Source organism: Micrococcus sp. NPDC078436, assembly GCF_040702705.1.
In the GTDB taxonomy this organism is placed as follows: domain Bacteria; phylum Actinomycetota; class Actinomycetes; order Actinomycetales; family Micrococcaceae; genus Micrococcus.
The window spans coordinates 54,910-66,489 of record NZ_JBFBLX010000012.1; the positions used below are offsets into that span (position 1 = coordinate 54,910).

The 11,580-nt window shown below is 74.2% G+C and carries 12 protein-coding genes; 2 read left to right on the top strand and 10 right to left on the bottom strand.

The annotated features are described in order from the left end of the window. Positions 1–39: 39 nt before the first annotated feature. The 10 genes from AB0302_RS08050 to AB0302_RS08095 all read right to left on the bottom strand — a co-directional run bounded on the left by AB0302_RS08050 (position 40) and on the right by AB0302_RS08095 (position 10,066). The gene (locus AB0302_RS08050) at positions 40–2,025 is read right to left on the bottom strand and encodes a M13-type metalloendopeptidase (protein WP_366371205.1); all 1,986 of its coding nucleotides are present in this window, start codon (positions 2,023–2,025) and stop codon (positions 40–42) included. A 106-nt stretch (positions 2,026–2,131) separates the two neighbouring features. Next, positions 2,132–2,611 (bottom strand): SRPBCC family protein, encoded by a 480-nt coding sequence (locus AB0302_RS08055; RefSeq protein ID WP_366371207.1) that lies wholly within the window; start codon positions 2,609–2,611, stop codon positions 2,132–2,134. A gap of 72 nt (positions 2,612–2,683) precedes the next feature. Continuing rightward, the gene (locus AB0302_RS08060) at positions 2,684–3,427 is read right to left on the bottom strand and encodes a DNA-3-methyladenine glycosylase (protein WP_366371209.1); all 744 of its coding nucleotides are present in this window, start codon (positions 3,425–3,427) and stop codon (positions 2,684–2,686) included. Then, entirely contained in the window at positions 3,424–4,305 is an 882-nt protein-coding gene (panC, locus tag AB0302_RS08065) for a pantoate--beta-alanine ligase (protein WP_366371247.1), read from the bottom strand. The genes AB0302_RS08060 and panC overlap by 4 nt, the downstream gene beginning before the upstream one ends. 237 nt (positions 4,306–4,542) lie before the next feature. After that, positions 4,543–5,250: a DUF3618 domain-containing protein gene (locus AB0302_RS08070; protein ID WP_248118561.1), complete on the bottom strand. Its 708-nt coding sequence runs from the start codon at positions 5,248–5,250 to the stop codon at positions 4,543–4,545. Then, positions 5,247–5,738 (bottom strand): phage holin family protein, encoded by a 492-nt coding sequence (locus tag AB0302_RS08075; RefSeq protein ID WP_298710696.1) that lies wholly within the window; start codon positions 5,736–5,738, stop codon positions 5,247–5,249. The genes AB0302_RS08070 and AB0302_RS08075 overlap by 4 nt, the downstream gene beginning before the upstream one ends. Next, the gene (locus AB0302_RS08080; RefSeq protein WP_366371212.1) at positions 5,735–6,538 is read right to left on the bottom strand and encodes a hypothetical protein; all 804 of its coding nucleotides are present in this window, start codon (positions 6,536–6,538) and stop codon (positions 5,735–5,737) included. Before AB0302_RS08080 ends, AB0302_RS08075 begins: the two co-directional genes overlap by 4 nt. 183 nt (positions 6,539–6,721) lie before the next feature. Then, positions 6,722–6,940, bottom strand: coding sequence for a hypothetical protein (locus AB0302_RS08085; protein WP_366371214.1), 219 nt, complete (start codon positions 6,938–6,940; stop codon positions 6,722–6,724). Positions 6,941–7,188: 248 nt separating this feature from the next. Next, complete coding sequence (locus AB0302_RS08090) at positions 7,189–9,360, bottom strand: prolyl oligopeptidase family serine peptidase (protein WP_366371216.1); 2,172 nt, start codon at positions 9,358–9,360, stop codon at positions 7,189–7,191. Between the two features lie 271 nt (positions 9,361–9,631). Next, complete coding sequence (locus AB0302_RS08095) at positions 9,632–10,066, bottom strand: DUF3806 domain-containing protein (RefSeq protein WP_319075722.1); 435 nt, start codon at positions 10,064–10,066, stop codon at positions 9,632–9,634. 87 nt (positions 10,067–10,153) lie between these two features. Here AB0302_RS08095 and AB0302_RS08100 point away from each other — a divergent pair, with 87 nt between their 5' ends. Together AB0302_RS08100 and AB0302_RS08105 are read left to right on the top strand one after the other, a co-directional pair. Further along, complete coding sequence (locus AB0302_RS08100; RefSeq protein ID WP_366371218.1) at positions 10,154–10,630, top strand: low molecular weight protein-tyrosine-phosphatase; 477 nt, start codon at positions 10,154–10,156, stop codon at positions 10,628–10,630. A gap of 1 nt (position 10,631) precedes the next feature. Further along, positions 10,632–11,465 (top strand): fructosamine kinase family protein, encoded by an 834-nt coding sequence (locus AB0302_RS08105; RefSeq protein WP_366371219.1) that lies wholly within the window; start codon positions 10,632–10,634, stop codon positions 11,463–11,465. Positions 11,466–11,580: the final 115 nt, after the last annotated feature.

The following is an 11,580-nucleotide window of genomic DNA, read 5'->3' on the forward strand; positions in this document are numbered from 1 at the left end:
CCGTCATGAGCGGGCGGCCCCGACGCGCGGGGCCGGGCCTCACCAGATGAGGACGCGGTCCTCCGGGTCCAGCCACATGGGATCGCCCTCCCGCGTGCCGAAGGCCGCGTGGAACGCGTCGATGTTCCGGGCCACCTGGTTGCAGCGGAACTCGTTGGGCGAATGCGGGTCCGAGGCGATGCGGGTGACCATGGTCTCCGGTCGGGTGAGCTGGCGCCACACGGCGGCCCACGCCGCGAAGAACTCCCGGTCGCCCGCCGCGGCGTCCAGGGAGGCGCCGTCCCGTTCATCGCGCCAGATCTCCAGCGCCCGGTGGGCGATGCCCAGCCCGCCGAGGTCGCCGATGTTCTCCCCGAGGGTGAACTCGCCGTTCACGGAGCGGTCCGGCGCCTCAGCCGGGCTGAGGGCGCTGTACTGCTGCACGAGCCGGGCCGTGAGATCCGCGAAGGCCTCGCGGTCCTCGGGCGTCCACCAGTCGTGCAGGCGCCCGGCGCCGTCGTACTGCGATCCCTGATCGTCGAAGCCGTGGCCGATCTCGTGCCCGATCACGGCGCCGATCGCGCCGAGATTGGCGGCCATCGAGCGCTCGGGGTCGAAGAACGGGGGCTGCAGGATGGCGGCCGGGAAGACGATCGCGTTCTCGAGAGGCGAGTAGTACGCGTTCACGGTCTGCGGGGTCATGTGCCACTCGCGGGGATCGGGCCCCTCCTCGATCTTGGCGAGGTCGTGCTCCCAGCCGAAGGCGGCCAGGGCGCGGCTGTTGCCCACCAGGTCCCCCGCGTCGACCTCGAGGGCGGAGTAGTCCACCCACGTCTCCGGGAAGCCCACCATGGGCCGGAACATCGCGAGCTTCTCGAGGGCCCGCTGGCGGGTCTCCTCCCCCATCCACTCCAGCCCGGAGATGGAGCGACGGTACGCCTCCATCAGCAGCTCCACGAGCTCGTCCATGGCCTCGCGGTGGCCGGCGGGGAAGTGACGCGCCACGTAGAGGCGGCCCACGTCGTCGCCGACACCCCCGTTGACGAAGGCCACGGCGCGCTTCCAGCGGGGGCGGACCTCCTCGCTGCCCGCCAGCCGCCGGCCGTAGAAGGCGAAGCTCTCCTGCACGAACGGGTCCGGCAGGACGGCCGCGAAGGATCGCAGCACCTGCAGCTCCAGCCAGTGCTTCCAGTCCTCCAGGTCCGCGGCGTCCTCGCCCGCCAGGAGGCCCTGGACGCCGGAGAGGAAGTCCGGCTGCCACACCACCACCTCGTCCGCGCGGGCACCGTGGGCGCCCACGCCCTCGAGCCACGCGGCGCCGAGCGGGAAGAGCTCCAGGAGCTGCTCGCGGGTCATGAGGTTGTAGCGGGCCACCGCGTCCCGGCTGCGCACCACGTCCCAGTGCAGGGCGGCGATGCGCGCCTCGAGGGCCACCACGCGCTCGCCCACGGCCACCGCCTCGGCCTCGTCGCCGCCGATGCCCGCGAGCGCGAACAGGGTGCCGACGTGCGCCGTGTACTGGGCGAGGATCTCCGCGTAGGCCTCCTCACGGTAGTAGGACTCGTCCGGCAGGCCGAGCCCACCCTGCAGCAGGTGCAGGAGCATGCGCTCTGGCGCGCCCGCGTCGTTCAGGGCGCCGGTGTTCACGAGCCCGGAGACGCCCTGACGCTGCAGCAGGCCGGAGAGGGTGAGGAGCTCCTCCGCGGTGGAGACCGTCTCGATGGCGGCCAGGTCTCCCACGATCGGCTCGAGGCCCCGCGCCTCCACGGTCTCCTCGTCCATGAACGAGGCGTAGATCGCCGCGATCCGGCGCTTGCGGGGGGCGTCCTCCTCGGAACCGGACGAGGTGGGGCCATCCGCCCCCGTCTCCCGCACGGCGTCCTCGCACAGATGGCGCACCGCGAGCTCGGCGGCCTCGCGCAGCTCCAGGAACGCGCCGAACGCGCCCTGGTCGGCGGGGATCTGGTGGGTGGCCAGCCACTCCCCGTTCACATGGCGGTAGAGGTCCTCGCGCGGCGAGGGGGCGGTGGCGGGGTCTGCGGTCACGGCGGCGTCTCCTGGGTCCAGAACGAGCAGCGGCCCGGGCGGGCGGCTGGCGGATCTGCTCCGCACTCTAGCCGCCGGCCCGGGCCGCGCGTCGGGGAAGGGAGTCTCAGCCGGCCTCGGCGGCCAGCTTCGCGAGCGACTCCTCCATCTGCTCCTCGCTCACTAGGGGGAACAGGTTCTTGGCGAGCAGCTCCGGATCCGTGACGTCGCTCCAGTCGTACGTCAGGGTCACGTCGGTGCTCCCCGAGCCGTTGTCCTGCAGGGAGTACACCCACTCCCAGCCCTTGGGCTCCGTGCCGGCGGGGGCGGTCTTCCAGCCCACGAGCTTGTTCTGGTCGTAGGCCACCACGTGGTTGTCGGTCTGGTAGTCCCCGCCCATGTGCTCGGCGTGCATGTTCATGGTGAACACGTCGCCCACCTTCTGGATGCGCTGGGACTTGTCATCCGCGCGCACCATGCCGGAGCCGTCGAACGTCGAGTGGTTCGACGGCAGCGTCAGCACGTCGAAGATGTCCTTGGCGGAGGCGTCGATGGTGCGGGTGACGGTGATCTGCTTCTCGCCCTGGGGCGTCTCGTTCTTGTTCATGCCCTCACCGTAGGCGCTGACGCGGGGCGGGCGACAAGGCCTGCCCGCCCCGCGTCAGTTCCCCGCCCCCCGTCAGTTCCCCGCGGACGGCCCGGCGGGCGGCACGTTCCGGCCGGCCCGGTAGGCCGACACGCTGGCCTCGCCCGCGAGGTGGAAGCGCCACGGGAAGCGCACGGACCCGCCCTCCCCGGACACCCCGACGCGCGGACCGCGCCGCACCTCGGCGCGGCTCTGCCCCGGCGGCGGGGGCGCGAGGAGGAAGCGGGCCGGACGCACGGCGTCGGCGGGCGCGCCCGGGGCCGCGATCGTCTGGTCTGCGGCCGGTCCCTCGGAGAGGGAGACCGAGTCGGCGGGCGGGGCGTCGTCGACAAGCTCCACGGGCGCGTGGCCCATCGCGAGCGTGATGCCCAGCCCCTGGCCCAGGTTGCCGGGGCCGGAGAGGAGCTTCACGGCGGTGTCCCGGCCGCGGCGTCCGACGGCGAGCCCCCGCCCGTCCACGACCTCCCCGGCACGCAGCAGGACGCCGCCTGCCTGGTCCGCGGGGTGGCCCACCAAGTTCAGGCACTTGTGGATGCCGTAGTTCAGGTACACGTAGGTGTGACGCACGGGCCCGAACAGCGCCGCGTTGCGCTCGGTGCGCCCGCGGAACGAGTGGGCGCCCGGGTCGACGCCGGCATCCCCGTAGGCCTCCGTCTCCGTGAGGCGCACGGTCACCGCGCCGTCCGCTGCGGCCACGGTGAGGCGGCAGCCGAGCAGGCCCTCGGCCAGCGCGGTGGGGTGGGCCTCGAACAGGGCGGACAGCTCGGCGCGGTTCATGCGGCCGGCGAGGCGCCCGGGGCGGACAGCACCATGTTGTCGATCAGGCGCACGGGGCCCACCTGCGCGGCCACGAGCGCGAGGGCGTCCCGGCGCAGCGGCTGGCACAGCAGCTCCGCACCGAGCTCCTCGAGGGTCCCCCGGTCCACCACCACGAGGTGGTCGAGGGTGACTCCGGGCTCGTCCCGGACTATCTGGCGCGCCGCCTCCACGTCGATCACCGTCTCCTCGTCCGCAGCCTCCGCGAGGGAGCGCAGCGCCCGGCTGAGCACGAGGGCGGAGACGCGCTCCTCGTCCGAGAGGCGGGCGTTGCGGCTCGAGAGCGCCAGCCCCTCCGCGGAGCGGACGATCGGGACGGCCCGCACCTCCACGGGGACGTCGAGGTCGTGGGCGAGACGCCGCAGCACGGCGACCTGCTGGGCGTCCTTCTGGCCGAAGTAGCTGCGCAGCACGCCGCCACGCGGCGGGCGGGCGAGGTTCCAGAGCGTGGCCACCACGGTGCACACGCCGTCGAAGTGCCCCGGGCGGGACGCGCCCTCGAGGACGGTCCCCATCCGGCCCGCCGTCACCCGGACGAGGGGGGCGTCCGGGAAGCCGGGGTACATCTCCGCCGTGCTGGGAGCGAAGACCACGTCCGCTCCAGCCTCGGCGAGCAGCTCCAGGTCCGCCTCGAGCGTGCGGGGGTAGTGCTCCAGGTCCGCCGGGTCCCCGAACTGCAGGGGGTTCACGAAGATGCTGACGGCGACCACGTCGTTCTCGGCGCGGGCGCGGCGCACGAGGGTGGCGTGCCCGTCGTGGAGGGCGCCCATCGTGGGCACCAGACCCACGGTCGCCGCGGCGGCTCCGGCGTCCTCGGCGCGATCGACGGCGGCGGCCAGCCCGGCGCGGAAGGCGTGCTTCGTCGTCGTGAGCGCGGAGGCGCCGGACGGTGCAGAGGCGGGCTGCGCGGAGGCGGTCGGTGCGGAGGGGCGAGACGCGGCGTTCACGCAGGCGAGTCTAGGCGCGAGCGGCGGGGCTGGAGGCCGGACAGCCCGCCCGCCCGGCGCGGACGCGCAGAGGCCCCCGCCGACATGTGGTCGGCGGAGGCCTCTGCGCGGGGTGGTGTGGAACGCGACTCAGGCGTTCTTGGCGGTCCCCTTGACCTGCTGGGCAGCGTCGGCGGACTCCGCCTTCAGGCCCTGGGCCTTGTCGGCGCCCTCGGCCTTCACGTGGTCGGCGGCGTCGGCGGCGGCATCCTTGACGGACTGCGCGGCGTCCTGGGCCAGGGGCTTGAGGTCCTCGCCCATCTCCTGCGCGACGTGCTTGGCCTGGTCCACCAGCGGGGCGGCCTGGTCCTTCACGCGCTCGGCGGCGCGCTGCTCGACCTCGGAGGCCGGGATGAGCGCGCTGACCAGCATGCCGGCGCCGAAGGCGATCAGGCCGGCGGCGAGGGGGTTGCCGGCGGTGCGGCCGCGCACCTGGGCCGGAGCCTGGCGGACGGCGTGCTGGGCGTCGTCTGCCCAGTCACGGGCCTGATCCGCCACGTCGTGGGCAGTGCCACGAGCCTGGTCGGCCACATCATGGGCGGTGCTGCGCGCGTCCGCGGCCGCGTAGCGGGCTCGGTCCGTGGCAGACGGGGAGGTGTGGTGGTCGGGCGTGCCCATGATGTTCTCCTTGACGGACTGCAGGCCGTCCTTCACTCCGTGCTTCACGCGCTCGGTCTGGCGGCTCACGGCCTTGGTGGGGCTGACCTTCTCGGCCAGCGCGTCGACGTCCTGGCCCAGCTCGTAGCGGGTGCGCTCGATCTCGGCGCGGATCTCATCGGGGTTGTTGCTCGTGGTCATCGCGTCTCCTTCGCGGGGTTCAGGGTCTCGGGGATCTCCTGAAGCGTCTGCTGGGTCTGGGGAAGACCCTTGATCTTGTCGAGGTGCTTCTTGCCCATGGAGGCCAGCACAGCGGCGGCGATGCCCCACAGGACGGCCACGATCAGCGCCGCCCAGCCGAGGGGCATGAGCGCGCCGAGCCCGTACATCAGGGCCATCGAGAGGAACATCAGCACGAAGAAGCCGGCGACGGCAGCGCCCGCCAGCATTCCGGCGCCCTTGCCCGCCTTCTTGGCCGAGTCGGTGGCCTCGGCCTTGGCGAGCGCGATCTCCTGGCTCACCAGCGTGGAGAGCTTCGCGGAGAACGAGGTGAACATCTCGCCGAGCGACTCGTGCTCGGCGCGGGCCTCCGCCTGCGTCGGCGCGGGGGTGTGGGCCCCGGCGATGTGTCCCGTGGTGGTGCTGCCGGCCGCGGGAGCGGGTCCGTGCGTCTCGTGGGCCGTGCTCATGCGCGGCCCCCGGGAAGGGTCTGGTCGAACGGATCCGTGGCGGAGACGGGCATCCCGGTCACCGGGTCGACCTGCGGCACGGGCATGGTGCCGCGGGGCAGGTCGGAGTCGCGGGGGGCGTCGTCGCCGGTGTGGGCCGGGATGCTGGAGGAGATGTGGTGGGGGGCGACATCGCCCTGCACGCCCGTGGGCTCCATCTCGCGACGGTGCTGGGGGGCACGGTCGTCGCGGCCCGAGGTCAGCTCGGGCTGCTCGGCGTCGCGCATGCCGCGGGTCAGGCGGCCGGCCACCACGCCGAGGCCCAGGGCGACGGCGAGGAAGGTGCCGGGCTTGCGGGCGGCGAAGCCGCGCACGTCCCGCAGGAGGTCCTGGGGCTGGGAGGTCTCGAGGCGCTGGGTCAGGGACTCGGCGCGGTCGGCGACGGCGGTGACGGCCTGGCGGACCATGTCCGACTCGGGCTGCTGGCCCGAGAGGACGCGGTGCAGGTCGTCCGTGACGGAGCGGGCCTGGGTGGCGAGGCGCTCGTGCTGGGTGCCGACCTGGCCGGTCACCTGCTCCTGCACGGTGCCCGCGAGGGACTTGACCTGCTGCACGGCGGCGTCCTTGACCTCGCCGGCCTCATGCTGAGCGGTCTGCGCCAGGTCCTGCGCGGCGCCCTTGGCGTCCCGCGCGACGTTCTTCGCCTGGCCCTTGGCCTCGGCGGCGGTCTCCTCGGCCCTGCGCTTGGCGGCCGAGTCCTCGCCCTGCGGCGCGTGGGCGCCGTTCTGGGCGTTGTGAGACGTGTTGTTCTTGTTCGCCATGACTTCCCTTCCTTTGTTCTGCTCACGTCGCGCCCGCCCATTGACGCGGATGCGACGACTTGCGGTCAGCCTAGGGGGTCCCGAAGGAAGCGGGAAGGGCTCCCCGACGCGGAATCATCCTCCGCTGACGGCGAGGGGCGGCACGCCGCGTCTGCCGCGCGCCGCCCCCTGGCCTGAAGGGAGTCAGCGCCCGCGGCGGATGCCGTGGCCCTTGCCCTGGCCCGGGTGCTCCTCCTTCTCGGCCATCTGGGCGTGAGCGGCGTGAGCCGGGGCCTGGGAGGAGGGAGCGGCAACGGGCGGGGCGGCCAGCGGGGCGCTCACGGCCACGGCGGCCGCGAGGGCCACGGCGCCGCGGGCGAGGTCATGCCGCCCGTTCCATCCGGCCAGGTGTGACCGGGGCAACGCGGGCCCCTCATCAGGAGGCAGGCATACACGCCGCTACGACATGGGGAAGCGGCGTGTGTGCCTGCCTCCGCGAGCGGCACAGGGGGCCGGGCGGGGAGGAGGGGATCCGGGAGGTCATGGGGTTCCTCCTTCTGCGCGGAGGGAGCGGACCCTCCCATTCCCCCTGCCCGCGTGACGCCGGCCCGGCCACCGGCCGCCCAGCGTGACGAATCCGGGACGCCGGCCCGGCCTCCGGCTGAGCAGGGTCAGCCCGCCGTCGGCCGCCCCAGCCCCAGCACATCGGGCACCGCCGGCGCGTCCTCGCCGCGCACGTGCTGCGCGAGGAAGCCGAGCACCACCTCGTACCAGACCTTCGCGTGCTGCGGCGCGAGGATCCAGTGGTTCTCCTGCGGGAAGTAGAGGAAGCGGTGAACGGTGGAGCCGTCCTCCGCCGCGGGCAGCCCGGACTTCGCGAGCAGCTCGGACCACAGGCGCAGCCCCTCCCCGATCGGCACGCGGTAGTCCTTGTCCCCGTGGATCACGAGCATCGGCGTGACGATGTCCCCCACGAACCGATGCGGCGAGTTCGCCTCCTGCATCTCCGGACTCATCTCGCGCGCCCAGTAGAAGGCGGCGTCCGTCGTCGGGCCGAAGCCGTCCAGCGCCCACAGCGACGCGTGGGTGACGATCGCCCGGAAGCGGTCCGTGTGCCCGGCGACCCAGTTGGTCATGTAGCCGCCGAAGGAGCCGCCCATCGCGGCGGTGCGGGTCGCGTCGATGTCCGCGCGCGCCTCGACGGCGTCCGTGATGGCCATGAGATCCGTGAACGGCTCGGCACCCCAGCGGCCCCAGCCGCGCTGGACGAACTCCTGGCCGTAGCCCGTGGAGAGCGCGGGGTCCGGCATGAGCACCGCGTAGCCCTGGGCCACCGCGATCCACGGCGTCCAGCGCCAGCTCCACGCGTTCCACGAGCCGAGCGGGCCGCCGTGGATCCACAGCAGCAGCGGGTGGCCGCCGTCGGGGGCCGCACCCTCGGGCAGGGCGAGCCAGCCGCGCACGCGCGCGCCGTCGTCGGCGGTGGCCTCGACGTCCTCGAGGCGGCCCGGGATCTCCGGGCGCTCCGCGGGGTTCCGCAGGCGCTCGGCCTCGCCCGTGACGAGGTCCAGGCGCGCCACCTCAGGCGGAAAGAGGTAGGAGGAGCGCACGCCGTACGCCGTGGTCCCGTCCGGGGAGAGCACGACGTCGGACCACGCCTCGTCCGCGTGGGTCACCTGGGTGACCTCGCCGGTGGCGACGTCGATGCGGAAGACCGGGCGGCGGCCGTCGGAGTCCGCGAGCGCGATGACGGCGGAGTCGTCCGGCAGCCACGCGACGACGTCGGCCCAGCGATCCCAGTCGTGGGCGAGCGGGGTGGTCTCGCCGGTGGCCGTGTCCAGGAGGAAGAGCTGGGGCGCCACGGCCGAGTCCGGCGTGGAGTCCGGGGTGCGGGTCAGGATCGCGCGGGTGCCGTCGTGGCTGACGGGCCCGACGTGGGCGTCCTCCCCGGGGACGTCGTGCAGGACGCGGTGTTCGCCGGTGGGGAGCTCAATCCGCACGACCCTGCCCTCGCGGACGTTGCCGCGCGCCTCAGCCGTGGCCACGACGGTGAGGAGGAACGAGCCGTCCGGGGCCACCTCGGCGCCGAGGCCGAAGGCATGGGAGCGGTCGACGCCGGTGAGGTGGCGCAGGTGGTGCGCGGCGTCGTCGGCGGGGGCGGCGCCGTCGTCGCTGGCGTCCGACTCCGGGACGCCCTGCGGGTCCGGGCCGTCCTCGAGGAGGAAGAGCTCGGGGCGGGCGGGGCCGAGGTCGTGGTCCCAGAAGCGCACGGGGTAGCCGGCGTGGAGGATCGCGTCGACGCCGGCGTCCTTGCGGGCCTGCACGAGGCGGGCGTGCTCGGCCTCGGTGCTCGCGCCGCTCAGGCGCTCCGCGGTGACGACGACGCGGTCGGCGTGCGCGGCGCACGTGACGGCGGAGACGCCGCCCGGGCGGTTGAGCACGACGCGGGCCTCGCCGCCGCGGGCAGGGAGGGCCCAGAGCGCGGCGGCCTTGTCGGCGTCGTCGACGGAGGGGTCCGGGCGCGTGGAGGTGAAGTAGAGGGTGCCGTCCGCGGCGAACGCGGCGCCGGACTCGCCCTCCCGGGAGCGGGTGAGGCGGTGGGCGGGGCGCTCGCCTGCGGGGTCGAGCTCCCACAGTGCGGTGGCGTAGCCGGTGCCCTTGCCGTTGAGGGTGGCGACGGTGGTGACGAGGCGCGTGCCGTCCGGGCTCAGGGTGAGGCCGGAGACGCGGGGCAGCGCGACGAACGCGGAGAGGTCGTGGAAGGGGGTGGGGGCTGAAGCGGGCGTGGGGGCGGCCGAGGTCGTGGGGGAGGCGGCCGGGGACGATGTGTCGGGCGAGGTCATGCCGTCCGTTCTATCCGGGCTGGTGTGACCGGGGCAACACGGGCCCCTCCCCGGGAGGCAGGCGCACACGCCGCTACGCCTTGGGGAAGCGGCGTGTGCGCCTGCCTCCGCGAAGGAGAGTGCCGACGTTCGGGCCGCTGCATCCCGTCCGTCGCGGCACGAACGCAGGGGTCAGCCGCGGCGGCGGTCCGGTGGCGGCCCGGTGGCCGGGCGGCCCGGTGGCCGGGTGGCGACCTGAGCGTCCCCCTCAGCCTTCACCGGGCGCCCCGCCTCAGTCCTCGGCGCGGGCCTTCGCGCGGATCTCCTGCAGCTGCGTGCCGAGCCAGTCGACGTACTCGCCCATCCAGCCCGTGGCGCCGTGGTTCCAGCTCTCGCCGACCACGGAGTGCGGGAAGATCACGGCGTCGGAGAGGTGGTCGCGCAGGCCGAGCTCGGAGCCCTCGTCGTCCTTCAGGGTCACCCACTGCATGCCGTGGCGGGCGCCGAGGTGCTCCCCCAGCAGCACCACGACGACGTCGAGGTGCACTCCCAGCTCGTCCGGGTCCACGTCCGCGGCGCCGGCCCGGGCCACGAGACGGTCGTAGTAGGCGCTCACGGCGTCCAGGTCCAGATGGTCCACGCCCTCCTGCGCGGCGAAGTCGCGGCGGGCACTGACCCACTCCTGCTCGGTCTCGGTCAGGGGGGACAGATCGGGCTGCTCGGTCATGGGATCCATCGTGCCAGGCGTTCGGGCGACGACGGCGCCGCCCGCTCGGGCATGGCCCCCCGCCTCGCCCTTTGGGACACTGGCCTCATGCGCATCATGACGGTCTGCCTGGGCAACATCAGCCGCTCCCCCGCCGCCGAGGCCGTGCTGCGGCGCCGGATCGCGGAGGCCGGTCTCGACGACGTCGAGGTCGCCTCCGCCGGCACCGCCGACGACCACGTGGGCGAACAGCCCCACGAGCTCACCCGGGAGGTCGGCGAGGAGCTCGGCTACGACTTCCCCACCGTCGGCGCCCAGTTCAGCGCGCAGGACCTCGAGGGGGCGGATCTCGTCCTCGTGATGGACCGCATGAACCTGGAGGACGCGCGGCGCCTGGCCACCACGGACGCCCAGCGGGCGAAGGTCCGCCTGCTCAGCGAGTTCGCCTCGGACGTGGACACGGCCGGCGTGGTCGAGGTCCCGGACCCGTGGGGCCGCCCGCGCGGGCAGTTCGAGGAGATGTACCGCCAGATCGAGGACGCGGCCGACGGCGTCGTCGCCGCGATCCGGGACGGGCAGGTCTGACATGGTCCAGCACCAGGCCGAGGAGACGTTCTTCCGCAAGCACCGCGCCGGAGCGCCCGAGCGCTTCTTCGAGCGGGAGGCCGCCGGGCTGCGCGCGCTCGGGGCGGCCGGCGCCCGGGTCCCCAAGGTGCTCAACGTGGACGACGGCAGCCTGCGGATCGGGCGCGTGAGGACCGGCGGCCGCCCCTCCCCGCAGACCGAGGAGGCCTTCGGCCGCGAGCTGGCCGCCCTGCACGCCGGGTCGCGCCGTCCCGCCGGTGAGGCCGACTCCTTCGGCTCCCACGACGGCGTCCCGATCGGCTATCTCGGCGAGGCTCCCGTGGACTACACGCCCACCGGCACGTGGGCCGAGTCCTGGGTCGCTCGGCGGATCGTGCCGCTGGCCCGCGAGGCGGAGCGGCGCGGCGTCGTGCCGACCGCGGCCCTGGCGACGGCGGAGCGGCTCGCCGAGCTCACGGACGGTTTCGGGACGGACTCACCCGTGGACCACCCGGGCGCGGCGGTGCTGGGGCCTGCCGAGCCGTCGTCGCTGCTGCACGGGGACCTGTGGGCGGGCAACCGGCTGCTGGACCACGAGGGCCGCTCCTGGCTGATCGACCCGAGCGCGCACCGCGGCCACCGCGAGGTGGAGCTGGCGATGATGCAGCTCTTCGGCGGCTTCGGCGAGGAGGCGTTCGCCGCGTACGAGGAGTCGTTCCCCCTGGCCGAGGGCTGGCGCGATCGCGTGGCGCCGTACCAGGCGGTGCCGCTGCTGGTGCACGCGATCCTCTTCGGCGGCTCCTACGGGCCGCGGGTCGTGGACTCCCTCGAGGCGGCGGTCCGGCTGGGCGGCTGAGGCTGACCGAGGACGGCGCCCGGCCTGTCCCCTCCTTCCCGGAGCCCCCTCTCGACGGCGGGCAACGAGTCCATGCCCGGCATCGTGGCCATCGCGCCAACGGGTGGTTCTCCGT